Genomic DNA, 23343 nt, shown 5'->3' with positions numbered 1-23343 from the left:
GGCCGGCCCGTGCGCCCGCCGCGGCACTCACGGGACCGGCACCCAGCGGCTCCAGCGTCAGCCGGGTGACGCCGGAGCCCTGCACGCACGCCACCTGATGCGCTTCCAGCCAGCCCAGCCGCCACTTGTGCCAGCCGAAGAGGTCGGGCGACAGCCCGAACTGGCTGCCCATGAGGTCCCAGTCGCCCACGTAGGTGTCCCAGTCGCCCTTGCCGCCGGAGGGGCGGTGGTAGAGGTCGGGCAGGTCGAAGACATGACCGGTCTCGTGCGCGAGGACGAGCCGGTCCGGCGGGTGCTTCTCGAAGACCGTGACGACGCGGCGGATGTCCCTGCCGTCCGCGCGCAGGGGCGTGTCCAGATTGACGACCTTCGTGGCGTCCGAGTCGACGCCCGGCGCGTCCGGGTCGGCGACGAAGTAGACGACGTCGTAGCGCGAGAAGTCGACCCGCGGGTCGGCAACCGCGAGGGCGTCGCGCAGATAGGCGGCACGTTCGGCGGCGTCCCAGTCGCGCTGTATGGCGTACGACGTCGAGGGGTGCGGCATCTGGATCCAGGTGCGCTGCGGATGCGGGCGGACCGTGAACCTGCCGTACGAGGCCCGCTCGAAGAAACGGCTGGTGGCCGGGAAGTAGTCGCCGGTCAGCTCGGCGGGCGTGGTGCGCGGGGTGGAGTCGGGGAAGGACAGGAAGACCATCACCGCGTCGAGGGGGCGGGTGGGGCGCACATAGGCGGAGTTCCAGGTGTCGACACCCTCCGAATGGTGCGCGTCGGTCCGCGTCAGGGCGCAGGGAGTCGCCAGGGGTTCGGCGAGCGCGGGGCCCGGCACCAGGGAGGTCGCGGCGAGCGCGGTCATCGAGGTGAACACGGCCGCGGTGCTGCGCCAGCGGGGCGCCCCGTCACGGGCGAGACCGCGCAGGGCCTCACGAGCGAGAGCCCTCAGGGGGAGCGGACGCGGCACGTCGACCTCCGGATGCGGATTTCGGGACACCGCACCCAGCCTGATTGAATTTGTACTATTTTGCCCTGTTTCTCTGCACCGGAAGAGTGAGAGGGCGTGCGCCCCGACACCCCCGGACCTTCACGGAACGTCACATGCGGTCGGCGGGGGAAGGAACCCGTCCAGATACAGGCAGAAACGATCTGTCAGAACGGGCGGTTGTTCCGGGACACTGGACAGTGGCTGCACCGTCCGGAGGCCAGCCTCTATGATCGGCACACTTTCCTGCACCGACACGGCTTGTTCGGCCGTCCATCACCGGCCGACCACCCCGAGAGACCCATACGAAAACCGAGTGCACTGCGGGAGCGAGCGGTGAGCGGAACGTCCGAAGGGCCGGCGCCCGCGGGAGACCTCGTCCGGCCGACCGTCACAAAGCGTCACGTCGACGCATCTCCTCGTACGTCCGTCGGCGCAACTCCCGGCCCAACCGTCCCCTCCGTGTCGTCCGTGACACCGGGGCCAGCTCCCGGGGCGTCCGCACCCGCCGCGGTTCCCGACGGAACGTCACCCCGTACCTTCCACGCGGCCTTCGCCACCGCCCCCCTCGCCATGGCCGTCGTGGACCGCGAGGGTCTCGTCGTCACGGCCAACGAGTCACTGGGCACCCTGCTCGGCGCCGAGACGCGGACGTTCACCGGACGGATCGCCGCCGACCTGGTGGACCTCGCCTCCGACACCCGCACCTGGCACGCGTACCGCGAGGTGCTCGGCGGCCGGCAGGCGCGGCTGCGCTGCACCCGCCGGCTCAAGCACCCCGACGGCCATGCGATCTGGGTGCAGGTCACGGTCGCGCCGCTGCCCCCGCAGGAGCGGGCGGTCCTGATCTCGGTCGCGGACATCGGCGCCCGGCGTGAACTCCAGGCGCGGCTGCGCCACTTGCAGATGCACGACCCGGTGACGCGGCTGCCCAACCGCACGCTGTTCTTCGAGCGCCTGTCGGCGGTTCTGGAGACGGAGGCGTACGAGGAGGGCGGCACCGGCCGGATCGGACTCTGCTATCTGGACCTGGACGGGTTCAAGGCGGTCAACGACACCCTCGGCCACCGGGTCGGGGACCGGCTGCTCGCCGCCGTCGCCGAACGTCTGACGCGTTGCGCGGACGAGGCCGGTCAGACGAGGGCGACCACTCCCCTGGTGGCGCGGCTGGGAGGGGACGAGTTCGCCCTGCTCGTCGAGGACTCCACGGGCACCGACCAGTTGGCGGACCTCGCCGAGTCCGTGCTGAAGGCACTCCAGGCACCGTTCGACCTGTCGGGACAGCGGCTGTCGCTGTCGGCGTCCATCGGGGTCGTCGAGCGGCGCGCCACCGGCACGACCGCGACCGGTCTGATGCAGGCCGCGGGCACGACGCTGTACTGGGCGAAGGCGGACGGCAAGGGCCGCTGGACGCTCTTCGACCCGGAGCGCAACGCGCACCGCATGACCCGCCAGGCCCTGTCGTCCACCCTCCGCGCGGCCGTCGAGCGGGGTGAATTCGCCCTGGAGTACCAGCCGTTGGTGGGCATGGAGGACGGCGGCGTGCACGGGGTCGAGGCGCTCGTCCGCTGGAACCACCCGCGGTTCGGGACGCTGACGCCGAATCGCTTCATCGGACTGGCCGAGGAGGACGGTTCGATCGTCCAGCTCGGCCGCTGGGTGCTGGCCACCGCCTGCCGGCAGGCCCGCCGCTGGCAGCTCGACCATCCGGACGCCCCGCCGATCTTCGTCAGCGTCAACGTCGCCGTGCGTCAGGTATGGGACTCCGATCTGGTGGCGGACGTGGCGGAGATCCTGGCGGAGACCGGACTGGCCCCGCATCTGCTCCAGTTGGAGCTGACCGAGTCGGCGGTGATGGGTTCGGCGGGCCGGCCGCTCCAGGCCCTGCAGGCGCTCAGCGACATGGGCGTGTGCATCGCGATCGACGACTTCGGCACCGGCTACTCCAACCTCGCCTACCTGAGCAGGCTCCCGGTGTCCGTCCTGAAGCTGGACGGCTCCTTCGTCCGCGGCTTCCAGTACGAGAACGCCGACGGCTCGTCCGCCCACCCCAACCCCGCCGACGAGGTCATCGTCGAGGCGCTCATCCAACTCGCCCACCGGCTGGGCCTGACCGTCACCGCCGAGTGCGTGGAGACCGCCTCGCAGGCCTCCCGGCTGCGCGGGATCGGCTGCGACACCGGCCAGGGCTGGCTGTACTCCCGGCCGGTGGCGCCGGACCGCATCTCCGCGCTTCTGATGTCGGCCGCCTGCCCGCAGACCTGAGCGTCCGGCTTCTCCGACCTGAGCGCCGAGCCCCCGCCCTCAGACCTGAGTGCCTCGCCCCTCCGGCCTGAGCGCCCCCGCCCTCAGACCTGAGCGCCCTGCTCCTTCGGCAACCCGTAGGCGTCCGCGATCAGTTCGTACGAGCGCAGGCGTACGTCACCGCTGTGCGCGTTGCCCGTGATCATCAACTCGTCGGCACCGGTGCGCTTCTGGAGGTCGTCGAGGCCGGCGCGGACCTCGTCGGCGGTGCCGTGGATGACGTTGGAGTTCCACGAGTCGATGAACTCCCGCTCCATCGGGCTGAATTCATAGGCCTCCGCCTCCTCCGGGGTCGGTACGAGACCCGGGCGTCCGGTACGCAGACGGACCATGTTCAGGGCGGCGGCCAGCACCTGGCGGCGGGCCTCCTTCTCGTCGTCCGTGGCAAGGGCGGAGACGCCGATGAGGGCGTACGGGGCGTCGAGGACCGCGCTCGGGCGGAAGGAGTCGCGGTAGAGGTCGAGCGCCGGGATCGTGTTCTGCGCCGAGAAGTGGTGCGCGAAGGCGAACGGCAGGCCGAGGGATCCGGCGAGACGGGCGCTGAAGCCGGAGGAGCCGAGCAGCCAGACCGGCGGCCGGTGCGGGGACTGGACCCCGCCCGGCGAGGTCGACTGGACGGGCCCGGGAACGGCGTGGATGCGGGCGTAGGGGTGGCCGTCGGGGAAGTCGTCGTCCAGGAAGCGGATGAGTTCCGCGAGCTGCTCGGGGAAGTCGTCGGCGCCCTCGTTCAGGCGCTGGGTGCGGCGCAGCGCGGCGGCTGTCGCGCCGTCCGTGCCGGGGGCGCGGCCGAGGCCCAGGTCCACCCGGCCGGGGGCCATCGCCTCGAGCGTGCCGAACTGTTCCGCGATGACCAGCGGAGCGTGGTTGGGGAGCATCACTCCGCCGGAGCCCAGCCGGATGCGGTCCGTGTGGGCGGCCAGGTGGGCGAGGATCACCGCGGGCGAGGAACTGGCCACGCCGGGCATCGAGTGGTGTTCGGCCACCCAGTAACGGTGGAAGCCGCGGGATTCCGCGAGGCGGGCGATCTGGACGCTGGTGCGGAGGGCGTCGGTCGCGGTGCGGCCCGCGCCCACGGTGACCAGGTCCAGCACGGACAGGGGCACGGGGGCGGTGCCCTGTGCCGTGCCTCGGATCTCGCCCGTTTCGGCCGTCTCGTCCACCGGGGTGCCTCCTGTTGCGTACGCGATCGTGTCCTCGCCGTACGAACAGGAGGGTGACTCCGGTTATTCCCCGGGGGCGGGGGCTTGCCTCAGGCAGGGGCTTCTCCGGTGGGAGGCTCTCCCTGTCGGGAACTTCCCCCGGAGCGGGGCTGGGGGCTACTTGTTTTCGCCCCCTCCGCCCCTGTCCTCCCCCAAGGTCTCGGCTTCGCTCGACCAGGGGGCACCCCCATCGTCCCCGGGGCTCCGCCCCGGACCCCGCTCCTCAAACACCGGAGGGGCTGGATTTCGGCGTGGCGGACTGGGTCCTGCCGGGGCGGACTGAGATGTCACGCCTGGACGATGGGTTCCCTCGTGAAAAGGGTGCCTAGTTCCGGGGCGTTCACGCGGCGGTCGGTCAGGCGCAGGGCCTCCCAGACCGAGACCTGGTTCGCCGTGAGGACCGGCTTGGCGAGGTCCTTCTCCAGGGCCGGCAGGTGGGACGCGGTGTGCAGGGCCGTGTCGGGGAGGAGGATCGCCTCGGCGTCCGGGCGGTCCGCCGCGCGGGCCAGCGCGAGGACCTGGTCGTAGTCCCAGCCGGCGACCTCGGCGGCGGTGACGACACCGGAGCCGCGCACCGCCACCACCTCCGTGCCGGCCTCCTTCAGGAACGCGGCGAAGAGCGCGGCCACGTCGTCGGGGTAGGTCGCCCCGATCGCGACCCGGGTGGCCCCGATCTCCCGCGCCGCGTGCGCGAAGGCGAAGGACGTCGACGAGGCGGGCAGACCGGCCGCCATGGCGAGGCCGCGGACCTGTTCGTGGGCACCCTGGAGGCCGTACACGAAGCTGCCGCTCGTACACGCCCAGACCACGGCCTCCACACCTGCCAGGCGCAGCTCCTCGACGCCCGCCTCCAGGCGGTGCGCCGAGCCCATTTCGAGGAGCGCGTCCACGCGGTGGGCGTCCTCGCCGATGTCCGTGTGGACGACGGTCAGGCGGACGTCGCTGCCGAGCAGCTGCTCGATGCGGGGGTAGTCGTCCTCGGCCGAGTGGCCCGGGTAGAGGAATCCGAGTGAGGTCATGCCCAACCTTCCTGTTCTTCGGGAAGTACGGGTCCCCGGCGGGCGGCCTGATCAATCAGCCGCTGATAGGGGCCCACCGCCCGGGTACCCAGTTGGCGCAGTGCCGCCCACATCGTCACCTGGTTGGCCGAGATCACCGGGATCCGCAGCTCGGCCTCCAGCTGGGGGATGACGTCGTACGTCGGAAGGTTGGTGCAGCTCACGAAGAGGGCGTCCGCCGCGCCGCGTGCCGCCCGGCGGGCCATGTCGGCCACATCGCGGTACGGGACTTTCCAGATGTGCCTGGTCAGGCCCATGAAGGCGCGCTCCGTGACCGTGATGCCGGCCTCCGCGAGGTACTCCTCCAGGGACTCGGTGACCGAGACCGTGTAGGGGGTGACCAGGGCGACCCGGCGGGCACCGAGTTCCTCCAGTGCGGCGAGGAGGGCGCCGGAGGTGGTGAGCGAGGGGAGCGCGCCCGCCCGGGTCATGGCCTCGCACATCGCCCGCTCCCCGGCGACTCCCCCGACGAAACTGCCCGACGTGCACGCGTACGCGACGACCTCGGGCGCGACCGCGTTCAGGGCGCGGACCGCGTCGCCGAGCGTCTCGTGCTCGGAGACCAGGCGGGCCAGGTCCAGGCCGACCTCGACCGGCACGAACGGGGTGCGGGTCAGGTGCAGGGAGACGTCGTCCGGGACCCACCGCCACAGCTCACGGTCGAGGGCGAAGTCGAACGGGGCGACGACGCCGACCCCGCGCTGCGGATAGGGACCGCCGAGAAAGGAAACGCCCATGGCAGGCACCGGCCTCACGAAGGGAAACAGGCGGGCAACGGACCGTATGCGGGCCCGTGTTGACGAAGGTAGGTTCGGGTGCGAGCGTGGTCAATCCGCGCATCTCAGACGGCTCGGGCCGGCTGCGCCCGCACGTCTCCCCGGTCATTTCGCCTCAGGATCCACCAGAAAAGCGGACTCGCATTGCGAAACGGTTTCCCCCGATGAACGCCCGTATGTCCCCTGGCCCGTCCCACCCGTCGGCCCCCGTCACCCTGCTCGTCCTGGACGCCGACCCGCTCCCCCGTCTCGGCCGGCTCACCGGTCGCGTACGGATCGAGCACGCCGACGCGTCCACGCTCGCGGAGCGGCTGCCGCACGCGGACGCGCTGCTCGTGTGGGACTTCGCCTCGGACGCCGTGCGCCGCGCCTGGCCGGGCGAGGGGCCGCGGCCGCGCTGGGTGCACACCGCCAGCGCGGGCGTGGACCATCTGATGTGTCCCGAGCTCGCCGCCTCCGACACGGTGGTGACCAACGCGCGCGGAGTCTTCGACCGGCCGATCGCGGAGTACGTCGCGGCCCTGGTGCTCGCCATGGCGAAGGACCTGCCGCGGACCTGGGACCTGCAGCGGAGCCACCAGTGGCGGCACCGGGAGTCGCAGCGCGTGGCCGGGACCCGGGCCTGCGTGGTGGGGTCCGGGCCGATCGGGCGGGCGATCGTCCGCACCCTCAAGGCGCTCGATGTCACCACCGCCCTGGTGGGGCGTGCCCCGCGCACCGGTATCCACGGTCCGGCGGAGCTTGACCGGCTGATGGCGCGCGCCGACTGGGTGGTGTCCGCGGCGCCGCTCACCGAGGAGACGCGCGGCATGTTCGACGCGCGGCGCTTCGGGATGATGCAGCCCTCGGCCCGCTTCATCAACGTCGGGCGCGGGCAGCTCGTCGTGGAGCAGGCGCTCGCCGAGGCGCTGTCGAAGCGGTGGATCGCGGGCGCCGCCCTCGATGTCTTCCAGCACGAACCACTCGGCCCCGACAGCCCGTTGTGGGAGGTCCCGGGTCTGATCGTGTCGCCGCACATGAGCGGGGACACGGTCGGCTGGCGGGACGAACTGGGCGAGCAGTTCGTGGAGTTGTACGAGCGCTGGGCCGCGGGCAAACCGCTGTCGAACGTGGTCGACAAGCAGCGCGGGTACGTGCCCGGACACTGAACTGCCTTGGGAGGGGCCGATGCCGGAACTCACCGAGCTGACCGCGGCACAACTCGTCGACGGGTACCGCAAGGGCGAATTCGGCCCCGAGGAGGTCACGCGCGCAGCCCTGGAGCGGGCCGAGCGCGTCCAGCCGGCCGTGAACGCCTTCGTCCGTCTCCTCGCGGACGAGGCCCTGACCCGGGCACGGGAGTCGGCGGACCGCTGGCGGCGGGGCGAGCCCATGGGCCTGCTGGACGGCGTGCCCGTCACGGTGAAGGACATCCTGCTGCTGCGCGGGCATCCGACGCTGCGCGGCTCCAGGACCACGCCTGCGCGGGGCCGTTGGGACGAGGACGCGCCGTCCGTGGCCCGGCTGCGGGAGCACGGCGCGGTGTTCCTCGGCAAGACGACGACGCCCGAGTTCGGCTGGAAGGGCGTCACGGACTCGCCGCTGTCGGGGGTGACGCGCAATCCGTACGACGTCACGTGCACCGCCGGCGGCTCCAGCGGGGGCAGCGCGGCGGCCGTGGCGCTGGGCGCGGGCCCGCTGTCGCTCGGCACGGACGGCGGCGGCAGCGTCCGTATCCCGGCCGCGTTCTGCGGGATCTTCGGGCTGAAGCCGACGTACGGCAGGGTCCCGCTGTATCCGGCCAGTGCCTTCGGGACGCTCGCGCACGTGGGCCCGATGACCCGGGACGCGGCCGACGCGGCGCTGATGCTGGATGTGATCGGCACGCCGGACGCCCGCGACTGGTCCGCGCTGGGGCCGGCCGGCGGCTCCTTCGTGGACGCCCTCGACGGTGGGGTACGGGGTCTGCGGGTCGCCTATTCGCCCTCGCTCGGCGGGCAGGTCGCGGTCTCCCCGGCCGTCGCGGCGGCGGTGCGGCGGGCGGTGGAGCGGCTCGCGGGCCTGGGCGCGCATGTCACCGAGGCCGACCCCGACTTCGCCGATCCGGTGGACGCCTTCCACACCCTGTGGTTCAGCGGGGCGGCCCGGGTGACCCAGCGGCTGGGCCCCGAGCAGCGCGCCCTGCTCGACCCGGGGCTGCTGGAGATCTGCCGCCGGGGTGCCCGCTTCAGCGCGCTGGACTATCTCGCCGCGACGGATGTCCGGATGGCGCTCGGCCGCCGGACGGGTCTGTTCCACACCTCGTACGACGTGCTGGTCACGCCCACCCTGCCGCTGACGGCCTTCGGGGCGGGCTCCGAGGTCCCGACCCGGTCCGGCCTGCGCCGCTGGACGGGCTGGACCCCGTTCACGTACCCCTTCAACCTGACACAGCAGCCCGCGGCGACGGTCCCGGTCGGGGTGGACGGCGACGGTCTGCCGGTCGGCCTGCAGCTCGTCGCCGCCCGGCACCGGGACGACCTCGTCCTGCGGACGGCGCACGCGTTGTACGAGGCGGGAGCCGCCGGGGTGGCACCCCCGTCGCCGCTGCTCTGAGAGTGCTTCGCGGCCGCATCCGGGTCAGAGCCGCCGGAAGCTGAGCGTCTCCCCCGCGGCGCCCGAGCGCCACAGGTCGTTGCAGGCCTCGGCCATCGCGTCGAGGCCGTCGGCCACCTGCCCCCAGACGATGCCCGGGACCCAGCCCACGTCTCCGTTGAGGAGCAGATTGTTGCGCTCGTAGAACAGGGCGAGGTCGACGACGGTGGTGCCGGGGCGGACGTCGGTGTCGTAGCCGTAGGCCCGCGTGCCCAGTTCCGTACCCGCGAAGGCGAAATAGCAGAGGTCTCCGGGAACAGGGGTGACGGTCGGATTTTCCAGTGGTGGCTCCGATGTCGCGAAAGGGGGGAAGAGCGCGTAGATCTCATTGCGCGCGTATTTCGCGTGGTACACGTCGCCGCTCAGCGGGAGCGCGTCCCAGACCGCCGCGCAGGTGATCGGCGCGCGGTCGTCGAGGAGTTCCGCGGTGCAGTGCACACCGCGCTTGACCAGCGAGACTTCGATGAATCGATCAGCCATGCACTCCATGGTCCCCCGGCGGTCAAGAGCGCACCGGGCGCTCACGGGGCCGGAATCGGCCCGAATACATCGCATGGCCCCGGGTAGCCGCGCGGCCATGGCTCCACCTCTTGGGAACGCACGTGGAAACGAACAGGGAAACGAACACGGGAAGGACAGACAGCCGTCCGGGACCACCCGCCGGTCGCTGCTCGCGGGGGTCGCGGCGCTCGGTGCGCTCGGCGCGGCCGGCTGCAGTCGCGTGGCCACGGCGTCCGCGACGGACGGCGGTGATCTCCTCGACCGGCTGAAGGCGCAGGGCGTCGTCCGCCTCGGTATCGCGGGCGAGATCCCCTTCGGCTACATCGACCGGGACGGCGAACTGACCGGCGAGGCCCCGGAGCTCGCGAAGGCCGTCTTCAAACGCCTGGGCGTCGCCCGCGTGCAGCCGGTGCCGACCGAGTTCGGCTCGCTCATACCCGGGCTCAACTCGCAGCAGTTCGACGTCGTGTCCGCCGGGATGTACATCAACCCCGAGCGCTGCGAGCAGGTCATCTTCGCCGACCCCGACTACCGGATGCTCGACGCGTTCATCGTGCGCAAGGGCAATCCGAAGGGACTGCACGACTACCAGGACGTCGTGGCGAAGAAGGCCAGGTTCGCGACGGGGACGGGCTACGCGGAGATCCAGTACGCGGTCGAGGCCGGGTACAAGGAGAGCGACATCCTGATCGTGCCCGACCAGGTCGCCGGGCTGAACGCGGTCGAGGCGGGGCGCGCCGACGTCTTCGCGGGGACCGCGCTGACCGTCCGTGAGGTGGCGCGGAAGTCCGGCGAGGCCGAGAGCACGAAGCCCTTCGCGCCGCTGGTCAAGGGCAAGCCGCACGTCGACGGCGGCGGCTTCGCGTTCCGTTCGCCGGAGACGAGGCTGCGGGACGCCTTCAACGTCGAGCTGCGAAAGATGAAGGAGAGCGGCGAACTCTTCCGCATCCTGCGGCCGTTCGGGTTCACCCAGGCCGAGATGACCGACATGACCGCGAAGGAGCTGTGCCGCGGATGACATCGGGACTCTGGGAACTCGTACTCGAAGGGATCTGGGTCACCGTCCAACTGCTTTTCTTCAGCGCTCTGTTGGCCGGCGCCATGTCCTTCCTGGCCGGTATCGCGCGCACCTCGCGACGGTGGATCGTCCGCTTCCTCGCGGGCTTCTACACCGAGGTGTTCCGCGGAACCTCCGCGCTGATCATGATCTTCTGGGTGTACTTCGTGCTGCCGCTCGCCTTCGGCTGGCAGCTCGTCCCGTTGTGGGCGGGCACGCTGGCGCTGGGGCTGACGTACGGGGCGTACGGCTCCGAGATCGTGCGCGGCGCGCTGAACGCCGTCGATCCGGCACAGCGCGAGGGCGGAATCGCGCTCAGCTTCACGCCCTGGCAGCGGATGCGGCTGATCCTGCTGCCGCAGGCGGTGCCGGAGATGATCCCGCCCTTCTGCAACCTGCTGATCGAGCTGCTCAAGGGCACGGCGCTGGTCTCCGTGATGGGCATGGGTGATCTGACGTTCAGCGCCAACCTGGTGCGGCTCGCGCTCCAGCAGAGCGCGGAGGTCTACACGTACGTCCTGCTCATCTACTTCGTCATCGCCTTCCTGCTCACCCGGCTGATGCGCGGGCTGGAGAAGCGGCTCAAGGCCGGGATCGGCAAGGAACCGCAGAGCGACGCCGTGGCGCGTGCGCAGAAGCGGGCCCTGACGACGGGCGTGGGCGCCGGTGCCGGTGCCGGTGCCGCCGCGGGCGGAGGTGACTCATGAGCGTCATGGACCCGATGAACCCGATGGACTCCACAGACCTCATGGACCTCACAGACCTCATGGACCCCAGGGAGACGACGACCGGAGGTGCCTCGTGACGTGGGACTGGAACGCGGTCGGCGACTTCATGCCGCATTTCTGGGACGGCCTGCTGATCACCCTTCAGGCACTGGCCCTCGGTTCGGTGATCTCGTTCGTTCTCGGTCTGGTGTGGGCCCTGCTGATGCGGACCCCGACGCGCTGGGTGCGCTGGCCGGTCGGGGTGGTCACCGAGTTCGTGCGCAACACCCCGCTGCTGGTGCAGCTGTTCTTCCTCTTCTACGTGCTGCCCGAGTGGAACATCACGTTCTCCGCGCTGACCACCGGTGTCGTCGCGATCGGGCTGCACTACTCGACGTACACGATGCAGGTCTACCGGGCCGGCATCGAGGGCGTGCCCGCCGGCCAGTGGGAAGCGGCCACGGCGCTCAGCCTGCCCGTGCGGCGCACCTGGACGGCGGTGATCCTGCCGCAGGCGGTCCGCCGTGTGGTGCCGGCGCTCGGCAACTACGTCATCGCGATGCTCAAGGACACCCCGATGCTGATGACGATCACCGTGCTGGAGATGCTCGGCGAGGCGCGGCTGTACTCGCAGCAGCACTTCCAGTTCACGGAGCCGCTCACGGTCATCGGTGTGGCCTTCATCCTCATTTCCTACCCGGCTTCCCTGCTGCTGCGAGCCCTGGAGCGACGCCTTGTCCGCTGACACGAACACCGGCCCGAACGCCGGCCCGAACACCGGCCCCGACACCGAGGCCGGCCCCCTGAAGGACCTCGCCAACCCCCCGGTGGACGGCAGCGAGCTGATCCGGTTCGACAAGGTCACCAAGCGCTTCGGCGACAACACCGTCCTCGACGGGCTCGACTTCCGCGTCGACTCCGGGAAGCACGTCACGCTGATCGGCCCGTCCGGTTCCGGCAAGACGACGATCCTGCGGCTGCTGATGACCCTGACCCAGCCGGACGAGGGCACGATCACGGTCGCCGGTGACCCGCTCTTCCCCGCGGACGAGAAGCGGGTCCGCGAGGTCCGCAAGAAGATCGGCATGGTCTTCCAGCAGTTCAACCTGTTCCCCAACATGAGCGTGCTGAGGAACGTCACCGAGGCACCCGTCACCGTCCTCGGCCTGTCCAAGGACGAGGCCGAGGAGCGGGCCCGTGAACTGCTCGACCTGGTCGGCCTCGCGGACAAGTGCGACGAGCGGCCGGGCCGGCTGTCCGGCGGTCAGCAGCAGCGCGTGGCGATCGCCCGCGCGCTGGCGATGCGGCCGCAGGTGCTGCTGCTGGACGAGGTGACGTCCGCGCTCGACCCCGAACTGGTAGCGGGAGTCCTCGACGTCCTGCGTGACATCGCTCACACCACGGACATCACGATGCCCTGTGTGACCCACGAGATGAATTTCGCCCGGGACATCTCGGACCAGGTTCTGATGTTCGATTCTGGCCATGTCATCGAGTCCGGCCCGCCGGAGAGGATCTTCGGCGACCCGGAGCACGAGCGGACCAGGGAATTCCTCGGCGCGGTCCTCTGACGTCCGGGAGTGAACAGGGGGCGGAGGGGGAGCACGTACGGGAAGGCACGAGGTCCGATCCTTGGGGCATGCCCGACGTGCCATGCCTTTGGCATATGCCAGAGTGGTGCGCTCCTGCTGAGAGTCATGGAGCGCACCACCAATCTCGTCAACAGACGCTCACAGATGGCTCCTTGACGGCTATCGTGAAGTGAGGCCAGCTGTCCGGGCCGACGTCTTTTTTGAGCCGGGCCATGAAGCGCAGGGGGAAACCGTGGCGCTGATGAACGAGCCGACCGCGCCGTACCACTCGGCCCAGGACGCCCTCCGCGTCCTGGAGACGGTGGCGCGGCACACCACGGGCGTCACCGAGGCCGAACTCGCCCGCCAGTCCGGTCTCGGCGCCGACCGGCTGACCGCACTGCTGCGCATGCTGCGCAGGGAGGGTTACGTCGAGCAGGTCGCGGACGGCGCGTACGTCACCGGCGCGGCCCTCAGCCGCCTCGGTTCCGCCGAGGGCCGCGACCAGGCCCTGCGCGAGAAGCTCCAGCAGACGATCGACCGGCTCCGCGACTCGGTCGGCGCCGCGATCTACCTCAGCCGCTACATCGACGGCGAGGTGCACGTCACCCAGTACGCGGAGAGCCCGGCGACCCCCGCGGTCAACGAATGGGTGGACTTCCGTTCCTCCGCGCACGCCAGCGCGGTCGGCAAGAGTCTGCTCGGCCAGCTCGACCACAACGGCCGCCGTGACCACCTCGCCCGCCACAAGATGGCCCGCCTCACCTCGCGGACCATCACCAGCGAGCGGCTCCTGCTGTCCCGCCTCGACTCCCAGCCGGCCACCGTGCCCGTGCTCGACCTCCAGGAGTACGCGATCGGCACGGTCTGCGCGGCCGTCCCGATCACCGCGGGCTCCTCCGTCGGCTGCCTCGCCCTCTCCCTCCCGGTCGAGCACGCCCACCGGCTGCGCCGCGCCGCGGACACGCTGAACCGCGGCGCGACTCCGGTGCTGCTCTCCCTCGCGATCTGACAGCGGCCGCACCGGGCGCATCCCGGGCCCGCACCGGGCAGACGGCCCGATCCCGCCCGGTGGCCGATCGGGGGCCGGCCACGCGGTCGGACCGGAGGCCGCGCGGGTGGTCGGAGGCACCCCCACGGACCAGGTAGTATTTCTTTTGTCGCCGCCCGCGGAAGCGGGAGGCGAGAGTCATGCGCCGCTAGCTCAGTTGGTTAGAGCAGCTGACTCTTAATCAGCGGGTCCGGGGTTCGAGTCCCTGGCGGCGCACCTTGGTGAAGGCCCTCCACACATGTGGGGGGCCTTCACGCATTCCCGGGATCTCGCACGATCCCCGGAACGCCCGGCCTACTCCGAGGTGACGAACTCGGTCAGCACCCGCGCCAGCAGCCCCGGATCACGCGCCCCGCACAGCTCCCGCGCCGAGTGCATCGACAGTCCGGCCACGCCCACGTCGACCGTCGGCACGCCGAGCCGGGCCGCGGTGATCGGGCCGATCGACGTCCCGCACGGCATCGCGTTGTGGGAGACGAAGGGCTGCCACGGCACATCGGCCCGCTCGCACGCGGCGGCGAAGGCCGCGGCACCGGTGCCGTCGGTGGCGTACCGCTGATTGACGTTGACCTTGATCACGGGACCGCCGTTGGGCAGCGGGCGGTGATCCGGGTCGTGGCGTTCGGCGTAGTTGGGGTGGACGGCGTGGGACATGTCGGAGGAGACGCACAACGCGCCGGCGAGGGCACGGTGGAAGTCCTCCGCCCCGCCGCCCCGGGCGGTCACGGCGCGGCCCAGCACCCGCTCCAGGAAGGGTCCCTGGGCGCCGGACTCCGATCCGCTGCCGACCTCCTCGTGGTCGAAGGCGGCGAGCACCGGGATGCGCGCGGGCGGCCGTTCGGCGCCCGCGGCGGCGACCAGGGCGGTGACGCCCGCGTGCACCGAGATCTGGTTGTCGAGGCGCGGAGCGACGATGAACTCGTCGTCCGCTCCCAGGTACCCGGGCGGCTGGATGTCGTGCAGCATCAGGTCCCAGCCGAGAACCTCGGCGGCGTCGGCGCCGGCCTCGTCGGCGATCCGGCCGAGCAGGGCGCCGGGCCGGGGGTCGCCGAGCCCCCACAGCGGGGCCATGTGCCGCTGCCGGTCCAGGGCGAGTCCCTCGTTGACGGTCCGGTCGAGGTGGATGGCGAGCTGCGGCACCCGCAGCAGCGGCTTGTCGACGCAGACCAGCCGGGTCGAACCGTCGCGCAGGGCCAGCCGCCCCGAGACGCCCAGATCGCGGTCGAGCCAGGTGTTGAGCGGCACGCCGCCGTAGACCTCCACGGCGATCTGCCGCCACCCGGCCGAGCCGGTGTCCGGCGTGGGCTTGACCCGCAGGTTCGGTGAGTCGGTGTGGGTGCCGACGATCCGGAACGGGGTGTGGGCGGGAGCACCCGGCGGGACGTACCAGGCGAGCAGCGCTCCCCCGCGGACGACGTACCGGCCTCCCTCCGCTCCGGCCGTCCAGTCGTCCCGCTCCCGCAACTCCGCGAAGCCCGCCTTCTCCAGGCGCTGCGCCGCGCTCGCGACCACGTGATAGGGCGAGGGGCTGGCTCTGACGAAGGTGAACAGATCGTCGTTGTGTCCGCGGTCGAGCGTGTCATGCGTGGGGGACATGAGTGCCTTTCGGGTGCTTGTCGAGGGGTTGGGGCGGGGGCCGTCGGACCGCCCGGCCGGCGCACGGACCGCCCGGGGCCACGGTCCGCCCGGGAGGCGACCTGGGTTGCAGGGGCATGACAAGCTGGTGGACGGTCCCGGCCCCCGTCGTCACCGGTCCGGACATGCGCCGGGGCGGGACGGCCCGTCGGCTTCCGTGTCCACGACCCGGATCTGGCAACGCAGGTCCTTCTTCCCTCGGCTCGGGCCTTCCTCGGCTCGCGCTCGTGTCGGCTCGCGCGCGCCGCGCACGGCCCTCCTCCGCACACGTGCCCGGATATCCTCCCCGCGAGAAGCGGCCGGGATGCCTCGCCGCGGCGTCGTTCGAAAGATGGCGGGCGGGCCTCGACTACCCGCGCAGATACGCCAGTACGGCCAGTACCCGGCGGTGCGTGCCCTCGGCCGGAGGCAGCTCCAGCTTCGCCAGGATGTTGCCGATGTGCTTGCCGACGGCGGCCTCGGTGACGACCAGTTCCCGCGCGATCGCGCCGTTGGACCTGCCCTCGGCGACCAGGGCGAGAACCTCGCGCTCGCGGGGTGTCAGCGCCTCCAGCGGATCACGCCGCCGACGGAGCAACTGCCGTACGACCTCGGGGTCCACGACCGTCCCGCCCGCCGCGACCCGCTCCACCGCCTCCGCGAACTGCTCGACCTGCCCGACGCGGTCCTTGAGGAGGTACCCGACGCCGGTGCCGTCCCCGGTGTCGAGGAGTTCGGCGGCGTACGCGCGCTGGACGTACTGGCTGAGCACGAGCACCGGAAGGCGCGGGTCGGCGGTGCGCAGCGCGAGGGCCGCGCGCAGCCCCTCGTCCTGGAAACCGGGCGGCATCCGTACGTCGGTGACGACGAGGTCGGGGGCGTACGCCGACACGGCGTCCCGTAGGGCCTCCGCGTCTCCGACGGCCGCCACCACCTCGTGACCGAAGCGGTCCAGGAGCCCCACCAGCCCCTCCCGCAGCAGCACGCTGTCCTCGGCGAGCACGACTCTCAGCAAGGGATCTCCATACGCAGCACGGTGGGGCCGCCCGGTGGGCTGTCGACGGTCAGTGTTCCATCGAGGACCGCGAGCCGGTCGGCGAGTCCGGTGAGGCCGGAGCCGCCGCGGCCGGTGGCGTGACGGGTGCCGGGCTGCGGCGCGCCTCCCCGCCCGTCGTCCCGCACCTCGATCCACAGCCGCCGCCCCCGCCGGTCCCCCTCCCCGCATCCGGCGCTGATCCACGCCCGGTCCGCGCCGCTGTGCCTGCCCACGTTGGCCAGCGCCTCCCGTACCGCGAAGTACGCGGCGGACTCCACGGATTCGGAGAGCCGGGGCAGGGCGAGCTCCGCCTCCACGGGTACGGCGGACCGGTCGGCGGCATCCGCGATCGCCTCCGCGAGACCGTAGTCCGCGAGCACCTGGGGATGGATGCCGTGAATCAGCTCCCGCAGTTCGCCGAGGACCTGGTCGGCCTCCCGGTGGGCGGCCGCGAGCCGGCCGGCCAGCTCGGGCGGGGCGTCGAGGCGGACGAGCCCGAGCGTCATGCTCAGGGCGACCAGCCGCTGCTGGGCCCCGTCGTGCAGATCCCGTTCGATCCGCCGCCGCTCGGCCTCGAAGGCTGCGACCAGCCGGGCCCGGGACTCCGTCACCTCGGCGAGGCGCTGCTCCGCCTCGCGCGGGGCGAGCAGCAGCCGGGCGAGGGCGGCGCGGCCCCGGCCGTAGAGCGTGAGCGGCCACAGCAGGCCGAGGAGCAGCAGGAGTCCGCAGGCCGCGCACAGGAGCGCGGTTGCGTAGGAGTCGACCAGCCACAGTTTGGCGATCCGGGTCTCGCCGCCGAGAAGCGCGAGCCGGATCGGTGCTCCGATCATGGCGCCGGGGATGCCGAGGGCCACGGCCAGGACCACCAGGTCCAGCGGCCACAGCACGAACGCGAGCAGCACGGCGTACGCCAGTTCCCGCCAGGTCGCCTGCTCGGCGAACCGGAGTCCGGCCCAGGCCGCCAGTCCGGGCCGGTCCGGAGTGCGGTGCGGGTCTCCCGGGCTCCGGGAGGGCGTGGCGGCGTGGCCCGTCGCGGCCCGTGCGTCCACCTGTCGCAGCCGCCACCGTTCGACGACTCCCACGGGTATGCCGGTCAGCGCGAGCAGCCCGAGCAGGGGCAGCCCCACGAGGAGGGGGGTGAGTACCGCGCCGACGGCACCGAGGGCGAGCAGCCCCACCGACAGGGGGGCGCCGACCAGCACCCCGCCCACGAGATATCCCGCGTACGCCACCGGACGGATCATGCCGCCACCGTAGGCGCGCGCCGACACCACGGACCAGCCGGCCAGGGGGTGTCCGCGGGGTGGGGCAGGCCCTACCCCGCGCCGCCCTGTCCTGCTCGCCCGCTCGTCCGGCGCCTACCGCGCCAGCAACTCCTCCCGCCCGTGCGCCCGGTACTGGGCCACCAGTCCGTCCACGTCCGCCGCCGGCAGTGTCCGGTACGCCGGCTCCCCCGGGGGCCGCCACCACACCGGGTCCGGACAGCGGAAGCCCTCGCGTCTGAGGCCCACCCGGTGGATCTTGTTGGTGGCCGTGACGGGCATCCGCTCCACGATCCGCACGAACCGGGGTGCCATCTTCGTGCCCAGGTCGGGCTGGGCACGCAGGAACTCCGTGAAGGACAGCGGGTCGAAGCGGGCACCCTCCTTCAGGGCCAGGGTCGCCATCACCTGGTCGCCCGCCACCGGGTCCGGCACGGCGTACACCGCGACGGCGGCGGCGTCCTCGTACCTGGCGAGGATGTTCTCGATCATCGCGGCGGCGAGGTTCTCGCTGTCGACGCGGAGCCGGTCGTCGGTGCGTCCGGCGAAGTAGAGGAAGCCGTCGTCGTCGCGGTAGAAGAGGTCGCCGGTCCAGTACCAGTCCTCCTCCGCCCCGGTGTCACCGTGCCGCGGGGACTCCCCCCGGCGGCGGGCCGCGTCGGCGTCGGGATTGCGCCAGTACCCCTCGAAGGGGCTGGCCCCGCGGTTCACCAACTCCCCTATCGCGTCGGCGCCGTTGAGCAGCCGTCCGTCCTCGGCGAAGACGGCGGGCGGGCACTCGCTCCGGGTCCCCGGGTCGATCACGGCGAGGTCGTCGGAGGGCGCCGCCCGTCCGATCGCCCCGGCCGGGGTTCCGGGCGTGCGCTGAATGGCGGCTCCGCCCTCCGAGGAGCCGTACCCCTCGATCAGCCGCGCCCCGAAGCGCTTCTCGAAGGCGGCCGCGTCGACCGCTCCGGCCTCCGTGCCGAATCCCGTGCGCAGGGGGTTGTCGCGGTCGTCGGGACGGGCGGGCGTGGCCAGCAGATACTGCACGGCACGGCCGACGTAGGTGAAGTACGTGGCTCCGCAGGCCCGTACGTCGGGCAGGAACCCGGAGGCCGAGAAGCGGCGGCGCAGCGCGATCCTCGCGCCGGCCGCCAGCGCGGGGGCCCAGTCGGCGATCACCGCGTTGCCGTGGAACATCGGCATGCAGATGTAGTGGGTGTCGTCCGCGCGCACGCCGAAGTGGTCGACGAGCGAGAGTCCGGCCGCGGCGATCCTGCCCTGGGTGCAGATCGCGGCCTTGGGCGCGCCGGTCGAGCCGGAGGTGAAGAGCAGCAGGAAGCGGCTGTCCGGGCCGGCCGTCCCGCCGACGTCCGGCTTCGCGCCCCGGTAGGGCTTCAGGAGGTCGGCGTAGGCGTCCGTGTCGGTCACCAGGACGCGTACGCCGGGGAGTTCGAGTCCGTCGAGGAGGGGCAGGTGGGCCCGCTCGGTGACCAGGACACGGCACTCGGTGTGCCGGATGTCGCGGGCCAGTTCGGGGCCGCGCCGGGTCGGGTTGATCCCGGCGACGGCGGCACCGGCGAGGGCGGCGGCGCTCAGCCACAGGGGGTATTCGGGGGTGTTGTCGAGCAGCACCCCCACATGCGGTTCGGCGCCGAGGGGCAGCAGCTCGGCGAGCAGCGCCGCCCGTGCCGCCGCGCCCGCCGCCACTTGGTGGTGGCTGATGTCCCGGCCCTCGAACCACAGCCCCGGCCGGTGGTCGCCCCACCGCTCCCGTACGAGCTCCCCGACGGTGCGCCTGCTGGAATCCATGGCAGCGTACGGTAATTGACGTGCCGTCAGATGTAGAGAGGCGTACGCGCCCGACTCAGGCGCGTACGCGCCCTCAGATCCCGCCGAAGAACGCCTCACCGCTCGCGGACATCTCATGGAAAGTGATCATGAAGCCGATACAGAAGGCGACGATCACACCGCAGAACGCCACGATGACGACGGTGCCCACGGCCGCCCTGACCGGGCTCGGCGCGTGCGCCGTGGCCTTCTCGGGGTTCTGGGCGGCGTAGTGCACGGTGACGATGTCGCCCTCGACAACCGTCGGGCGTCCGTTGCTCTCCTCGAAGCGTATGGCACGGCCGTCGCGCGTCGTGAACTCGTAGACGTGGTGCAGGGTCGTGGTGACGGAGGTGTCGTGGCCGCCCCCGCTGACCGTCGTGTACGAGCGCAGACAGCGCGCCTCCGCGGTCAGTCCACTGCTCCAGGCGCTGCGCACCTCCAGCGAGCGGCGGACCACCTTGGCCGCCATGAAAAGCACCAAGGCCATGATCAGGCTGGGCACGGCATAGAAGAACACACTCATGACAATTCCCCCGGTGGTCGGATACGGCTCCCCGCACGCCGACCTGGTCGAGTCGGCGTGCGGGGACCATACCCGCACCGAAGGCGTCCGCGCCTCAAGGAAGGCTCAGAACCGGGGCCTTGGGCGTGCGGGCCTCAGAACGTGACGTCCGCGCAGGAGTAGAACGCGTTCGTCGTGTCCGCGACCGTCCACACCCCGAGGATGATGTGGTGTCCGCTCCGGCCGCTCGGCAGGGTGCCGGTGTGCGAGAGCGTGGACGGCGGGCGCTGTCCGTTGTAGGGGACCGTCAGGAACGGGGTGGTCTCCAGGTCCGCGCGGGTCAGCGCGTGGTTCTGGTTCCAGCCGGTCTTGGTGATGAAGTACTTGAAGTCGGTCGTCGCGTGCATCGCGGTGAACTGCCAGCGGAAGCTGTAGCTCTGCCCCGCGGTGACCTTGGTCGTCGGCCAGGCGGTACCCGCGGGGGTCCTGGGCTGGTCGAGCTGGCTGAAGTTGGTGTGGTTCGCCGAGCAGATCCGGCCGTCGGCCGGGCCCGCCGCCGGGAAGCCCTTGAGGCCCTCGACGCTCTGCGGCTCCCATTGGATGTCACCGCAGTTGGCGACGCTTCCGCCGCCGGCACACATCTTCTGCCGGCTGAGGGGCTGGTCGGTGTAGCCGTGGGCGCTGGCTCCGCCGGTGGAGAGCACGAAGGTGCCCGCCGTGGCGAGGCCGAGCGCCGCCGCGTACATCTTTGCTTTTCTGCTGGTGGGGGACTGGTTCGTCCGAATGCGCATGCTGGCGCTCCTGGAGGACGTGGGGGATGTTCCCGTGAGCTGTGCGCGCGTCGTTCAGGTCTAGACCAAGTCCCAGATTATTGCGGGTAGTTGAACATGTCCATACCAATAGCGAACCTGTCCGTCCCGCCGGTGGCCCTACGAGGACACCTCCCCGCGTCCCGTGCAGAACGCCACCGTCAGGTCCTTCACCAGCGCCTTGCGCTCGTAGTCGTCCAGTTCCACCAGCCCCCGCAGGGTCAGCCGGGTCACCGTGTCCTCCACCGAGTCGACGACCGAGCCGAGCACGCTGTCGCGGTGCTGGGCGTCCAGGGCCGCGATCCGGCGGCGCTGCATCACCGCGGCGATCTCGGGCGCGTACTCGATCCGGGTCGGCTGCGCGGAGAACACCTCCAGACCGACCGGGGCCGTGTCCGCGGACACCATCCGGGTCAGCGCCTCACCGACCGCGTCCGTGTTGCGCAGGGTCAGGTCCTTGACCACGGAGGGCGGCAGTTCGGCCGGGAGCTGCGAGAGCACCCGCGAGAGGGCGGCCTCCACGCACTCGCGCAGATACCCCTGATGGTCGTCGACCGCGAGGGTGGCGCGCGCGGTGTCCTTGACGCGCCACACGACGAGCACCACCACCCGCAGCGCGACCCCGTTCGCGTCGACCACGGACATCGGCTCGCTGCGCCAGTGCCGCAGCCGTACGTCGACCCGGCGGCGCAGCACCAGCGGGTTGACCCACATCAGACCGGTGCGCCGGACCGTGCCGCGATAGCGCCCGAACAGACCGAGCACCCAGGCCCGCCCGGTCCGGCCGCGGGCGAGACCGCCGAGGCCGAACAGGCCGAGGGCGCCCGCCCCGGCGTACGCCGCCCACTGCGCTGGCCCGAGTCCGGCACCCGCGGACCCGGGCAGGTCGAGCGCCTCCAGCACAGGAGGCGGCAGCACGCCCGCCCACCACGCGGTGAGGGCGCATCCGGCCACACCACAGGCCCCGGCCAGCACACCCGCCGCTCCGGGCAGCACCCGTGCGGGCCGTTCCACCAGCTCGGGGTCCACCTCCGGCACCGGGCGCGGGGGTCTGCCGGTGGCGGGCCGCCGGACCCTCGGCTGCTCGCCGGTGCCGCGCCGGCGGCCCACGACGGCGGGCGCGAGCGGCACGGACACCGGCTCGGGGTCGTCGCGGAAGAGCAGGTGGACAGGGATCTCGGTGGTCGCCTCGTTCTGGATGAGCCGGGCGGACCGCGGACCGCCGCCGCCCTCGGCCGCCGTGTCGGACCGGGGCTCCGCCGAGGGCGTCCCCTCGGACTCCGGGGTGTTGGACGTCGTCGTACTCATAGCTGCCTCCATGCCTCCGCGCCTGGAAGTGTGTTCACGAGCCGTGCGGGACCGCCGGTTCAGGAGAAGAGCCGCCGCCAGGTCTCCGGTCCCGGATAGCCGTCCGCCGCCCCGCCGCGCCAGCCCTGGGCCCGCTGGAACGCCTCGACGTTGCGCCGGTCCGCCTCGCCCCAGCGCGGCCCTGGACCGGTCGTGTAATGCGTGCCGAACCCCTTCTTGACCAGCTGTTTCCCGAGCTGGGTGATCTGCGCGTCGTTCGCTCCGGGCCGGAACATCGCGCGCCCCGGATAGGCGGGCGCGGTGGGCGAGGTGCCCGGCGCCGGGGACCCGGGGCTCCCCGTCGCTCCGGGGATGTTCCTGCCCTTCTTGCCGACCAGGTAGGACCAGGTCGTCGGCCCCGGCAGCCCGTCCGCGGCCGCTCCCGTCCAGCCCTGCGCCCGCTGGAACGCCTGGGTGGCCCGCTGATCCGCGCTCGACCAGCGCGGCCCCGGTCCCGTGGCGTAGAAGCGGCCCGCGCCGCGGTCCACCAGGAGCCGGCCGAGCTGGGTGACGTACGCGTTGTTCGCGCCGGGCCCGAAGTACGCGGCCCCCGGATAGCGGGTCGTCGTGCTCGGCGCCGGACCGCCCGCGCCGGTGCTCAGCCCCTTGTAGCGGTAGGGCACGTAGTGGTCCGAGTTCGTCCAGTAGGCGTACGGGGTGGACTGCTTCCTGGCCTGCGGCGGGGTCTGCTCGTAGGCGACGTAGTAGGTGTGCGTGTAGTCCGTCCAGCCGCCGAAGACGACGACGTGCGAGCCCTTCTCCGGGTTGGCGGGATTGTGGAAGAGCAGCATGTCGCCCGGCTGGAGCTGGTCGCGGGTGATCCGCACCCCGAAGGTGTCGAGGCTGCCCGTCCATTCGTTGCCCGGCAGGCTCCAGGCCATCGAGACGAAGCCGGAGCAGTCCTGGCGGTACCCGTCCCGCCAGTACGCGCTCATGCTGTACGGCACCCGCGCGTCGATCCAGGCCTTGGCCCGGTTGATGATCTCGGCCCGGGTGGTGGCGGGCAGCTTGACCGTCTGCCCCGGCTGCGCGGGCATCCCCCCGGGGCCGTGCAGCGGTTCCTTGTTGCCCTGGGGGCTGTCGGGCTCGTCCGCCGCGGGCAGTCCGGGCCGGACGGGGCCGTGCACGGCCGCCACGGCGGGCAC

At 71.9% G+C, this 23343-nt stretch carries 21 protein-coding genes and 1 tRNA gene; 9 read left to right on the top strand and 13 right to left on the bottom strand.

Translation table 11 applies throughout. The features are described 5' to 3' along the window. On the bottom strand, nucleotides 1-958 hold a 958-nt coding region (locus ACFWBT_RS28660), incomplete at its 3' end, for a M6 family metalloprotease domain-containing protein (RefSeq protein ID WP_385705549.1). 480 nt (nucleotides 959-1438) lie between these two features. Between ACFWBT_RS28660 and ACFWBT_RS28655 the strand changes: the two genes are divergently transcribed. Then, on the top strand, nucleotides 1439-3241 hold the full coding sequence (locus ACFWBT_RS28655) for a putative bifunctional diguanylate cyclase/phosphodiesterase (protein WP_385705545.1): 1803 nt from the start codon (nucleotides 1439-1441) through the stop codon (nucleotides 3239-3241). Between the two features lie 83 nt (nucleotides 3242-3324). Here ACFWBT_RS28655 and ACFWBT_RS28650 read toward each other — a convergent pair whose 3' ends face one another. The 3 genes from ACFWBT_RS28650 to ACFWBT_RS28640 all read right to left on the bottom strand — a co-directional run bounded on the left by ACFWBT_RS28650 (nucleotide 3325) and on the right by ACFWBT_RS28640 (nucleotide 6274). Continuing rightward, entirely contained in the window at nucleotides 3325-4440 is a 1116-nt protein-coding gene (locus ACFWBT_RS28650; RefSeq protein ID WP_385705543.1) for an LLM class flavin-dependent oxidoreductase, read from the bottom strand. Between the two features lie 326 nt (nucleotides 4441-4766). Continuing rightward, nucleotides 4767-5498, bottom strand: a complete 732-nt coding sequence (locus ACFWBT_RS28645) for a decarboxylase (protein ID WP_385705541.1) — start codon at nucleotides 5496-5498, stop codon at nucleotides 4767-4769. Further along, a complete protein-coding gene (locus tag ACFWBT_RS28640) occupies nucleotides 5495-6274 on the bottom strand; it encodes an aspartate/glutamate racemase family protein (RefSeq protein ID WP_385705540.1) in 780 nt (259 codons plus the stop codon). Before ACFWBT_RS28640 ends, ACFWBT_RS28645 begins: the two co-directional genes overlap by 4 nt. Before the next feature lie 215 nt (nucleotides 6275-6489). On the opposite strand from ACFWBT_RS28640, the gene ACFWBT_RS28635 reads away from it, so the two are divergent. Both ACFWBT_RS28635 and ACFWBT_RS28630 read left to right on the top strand, forming a co-directional pair. Beyond that, nucleotides 6490-7461, top strand: a complete 972-nt coding sequence (locus ACFWBT_RS28635) for a D-2-hydroxyacid dehydrogenase (RefSeq protein WP_385705538.1) — start codon at nucleotides 6490-6492, stop codon at nucleotides 7459-7461. 19 nt (nucleotides 7462-7480) lie between these two features. Continuing rightward, complete coding sequence (locus ACFWBT_RS28630) at nucleotides 7481-8887, top strand: amidase (protein WP_385705536.1); 1407 nt, start codon at nucleotides 7481-7483, stop codon at nucleotides 8885-8887. A 24-nt stretch (nucleotides 8888-8911) separates the two neighbouring features. Here the strand turns inward: ACFWBT_RS28630 and ACFWBT_RS28625 are convergent, their stop codons facing one another. Beyond that, nucleotides 8912-9406 carry a DUF3830 family protein gene (locus ACFWBT_RS28625; RefSeq protein ID WP_385705534.1) on the bottom strand — a complete coding sequence of 165 codons (495 nt, stop codon included), beginning with the start codon at nucleotides 9404-9406 and terminating at the stop codon, nucleotides 8912-8914. 97 nt (nucleotides 9407-9503) lie between these two features. Here ACFWBT_RS28625 and ehuB point away from each other — a divergent pair, with 97 nt between their 5' ends. The 6 genes from ehuB to ACFWBT_RS28595 all read left to right on the top strand — a co-directional run bounded on the left by ehuB (nucleotide 9504) and on the right by ACFWBT_RS28595 (nucleotide 14029). Then, the gene (ehuB, locus tag ACFWBT_RS28620; RefSeq protein ID WP_385705532.1) at nucleotides 9504-10445 is read left to right on the top strand and encodes an ectoine/hydroxyectoine ABC transporter substrate-binding protein EhuB; all 942 of its coding nucleotides are present in this window, start codon (nucleotides 9504-9506) and stop codon (nucleotides 10443-10445) included. Further along, entirely contained in the window at nucleotides 10442-11191 is a 750-nt protein-coding gene (gene ehuC, locus ACFWBT_RS28615; protein ID WP_385705530.1) for an ectoine/hydroxyectoine ABC transporter permease subunit EhuC, read from the top strand. Before ehuB ends, ehuC begins: the two co-directional genes overlap by 4 nt. Before the next feature lie 94 nt (nucleotides 11192-11285). Next, nucleotides 11286-11936, top strand: coding sequence for an ectoine/hydroxyectoine ABC transporter permease subunit EhuD (gene ehuD, locus ACFWBT_RS28610; protein WP_356462329.1), 651 nt, complete (start codon nucleotides 11286-11288; stop codon nucleotides 11934-11936). A 58-nt stretch (nucleotides 11937-11994) separates the two neighbouring features. After that, a complete protein-coding gene (gene ehuA, locus ACFWBT_RS28605; RefSeq protein WP_385705547.1) occupies nucleotides 11995-12762 on the top strand; it encodes an ectoine/hydroxyectoine ABC transporter ATP-binding protein EhuA in 768 nt (255 codons plus the stop codon). A gap of 253 nt (nucleotides 12763-13015) precedes the next feature. After that, on the top strand, nucleotides 13016-13774 hold the full coding sequence (locus ACFWBT_RS28600; RefSeq protein ID WP_385705527.1) for an IclR family transcriptional regulator: 759 nt from the start codon (nucleotides 13016-13018) through the stop codon (nucleotides 13772-13774). Nucleotides 13775-13955: 181 nt separating this feature from the next. Next, nucleotides 13956-14029 (top strand) — tRNA-Lys (locus ACFWBT_RS28595). A gap of 78 nt (nucleotides 14030-14107) precedes the next feature. Here ACFWBT_RS28595 and ACFWBT_RS28590 read toward each other — a convergent pair. From ACFWBT_RS28590 to ACFWBT_RS28555, 8 genes are all read right to left on the bottom strand, one after another. Continuing rightward, complete coding sequence (locus ACFWBT_RS28590; protein WP_385705526.1) at nucleotides 14108-15409, bottom strand: M18 family aminopeptidase; 1302 nt, start codon at nucleotides 15407-15409, stop codon at nucleotides 14108-14110. Nucleotides 15410-15797: 388 nt separating this feature from the next. Then, nucleotides 15798-16442, bottom strand: coding sequence for a response regulator (locus ACFWBT_RS28585; protein WP_385705524.1), 645 nt, complete (start codon nucleotides 16440-16442; stop codon nucleotides 15798-15800). Next, nucleotides 16436-17707 carry a sensor histidine kinase gene (locus ACFWBT_RS28580; protein ID WP_385705522.1) on the bottom strand — a complete coding sequence of 424 codons (1272 nt, stop codon included), beginning with the start codon at nucleotides 17705-17707 and terminating at the stop codon, nucleotides 16436-16438. Before ACFWBT_RS28580 ends, ACFWBT_RS28585 begins: the two co-directional genes overlap by 7 nt. 114 nt (nucleotides 17708-17821) lie before the next feature. Further along, on the bottom strand, nucleotides 17822-19519 hold the full coding sequence (locus ACFWBT_RS28575) for a long-chain-fatty-acid--CoA ligase (RefSeq protein ID WP_385705520.1): 1698 nt from the start codon (nucleotides 19517-19519) through the stop codon (nucleotides 17822-17824). A gap of 73 nt (nucleotides 19520-19592) precedes the next feature. Then, on the bottom strand, nucleotides 19593-20063 hold the full coding sequence (locus tag ACFWBT_RS28570) for a DUF3592 domain-containing protein (RefSeq protein WP_385705518.1): 471 nt from the start codon (nucleotides 20061-20063) through the stop codon (nucleotides 19593-19595). A 134-nt stretch (nucleotides 20064-20197) separates the two neighbouring features. Then, nucleotides 20198-20833, bottom strand: coding sequence for a lytic polysaccharide monooxygenase (locus tag ACFWBT_RS28565; RefSeq protein ID WP_385705516.1), 636 nt, complete (start codon nucleotides 20831-20833; stop codon nucleotides 20198-20200). Between the two features lie 138 nt (nucleotides 20834-20971). Then, nucleotides 20972-22159 carry an SPFH domain-containing protein gene (locus ACFWBT_RS28560; RefSeq protein ID WP_385705514.1) on the bottom strand — a complete coding sequence of 396 codons (1188 nt, stop codon included), beginning with the start codon at nucleotides 22157-22159 and terminating at the stop codon, nucleotides 20972-20974. A gap of 59 nt (nucleotides 22160-22218) precedes the next feature. Further along, a partial coding sequence (locus tag ACFWBT_RS28555; protein WP_385705512.1) for a peptidoglycan-binding protein occupies nucleotides 22219-23343 on the bottom strand: 1125 nt, incomplete at its 5' end.

The sequence above is a fragment of the Streptomyces sp. NPDC060027 genome (assembly GCF_042737005.1).
Classification (GTDB): Bacteria; Actinomycetota; Actinomycetes; order Streptomycetales; family Streptomycetaceae; genus Streptomyces.
The sequence above is the reverse complement of the archived record's forward strand: the minus strand, read 5'-3'. Positions and strand labels throughout refer to the sequence as shown.

Bases quoted from the DNA above. Each gene is read 5' to 3' on its own strand.
- ACFWBT_RS28575 (WP_385705520.1), bottom strand. From the start codon at position 19,519: ATGGATTCCAGCAGGCGCACCGTCGGGGAGCTCGTACGGGAGCGGTGG.
- ACFWBT_RS28630 (WP_385705536.1), top strand. From the start codon at position 7,481: ATGCCGGAACTCACCGAGCTGACCGCGGCACAACTCGTCGACGGGTAC.
- ehuC (WP_385705530.1), top strand. From the start codon at position 10,442: ATGACATCGGGACTCTGGGAACTCGTACTCGAAGGGATCTGGGTCACC.
- ACFWBT_RS28580 (WP_385705522.1), bottom strand. From the start codon at position 17,707: ATGATCCGTCCGGTGGCGTACGCGGGATATCTCGTGGGCGGGGTGCTG.
- ACFWBT_RS28565 (WP_385705516.1), bottom strand. From the start codon at position 20,833: ATGCGCATTCGGACGAACCAGTCCCCCACCAGCAGAAAAGCAAAGATG.
- ACFWBT_RS28635 (WP_385705538.1), top strand. From the start codon at position 6,490: ATGTCCCCTGGCCCGTCCCACCCGTCGGCCCCCGTCACCCTGCTCGTC.
- ACFWBT_RS28645 (WP_385705541.1), bottom strand. From the start codon at position 5,498: ATGACCTCACTCGGATTCCTCTACCCGGGCCACTCGGCCGAGGACGAC.
- ACFWBT_RS28570 (WP_385705518.1), bottom strand. From the start codon at position 20,063: ATGAGTGTGTTCTTCTATGCCGTGCCCAGCCTGATCATGGCCTTGGTG.
- ACFWBT_RS28625 (WP_385705534.1), bottom strand. From the start codon at position 9,406: ATGGCTGATCGATTCATCGAAGTCTCGCTGGTCAAGCGCGGTGTGCAC.
- ACFWBT_RS28590 (WP_385705526.1), bottom strand. From the start codon at position 15,409: ATGTCCCCCACGCATGACACGCTCGACCGCGGACACAACGACGATCTG.
- ACFWBT_RS28640 (WP_385705540.1), bottom strand. From the start codon at position 6,274: ATGGGCGTTTCCTTTCTCGGCGGTCCCTATCCGCAGCGCGGGGTCGGC.
- ACFWBT_RS28560 (WP_385705514.1), bottom strand. From the start codon at position 22,159: ATGAGTACGACGACGTCCAACACCCCGGAGTCCGAGGGGACGCCCTCG.
- ehuB (WP_385705532.1), top strand. From the start codon at position 9,504: ATGGCTCCACCTCTTGGGAACGCACGTGGAAACGAACAGGGAAACGAA.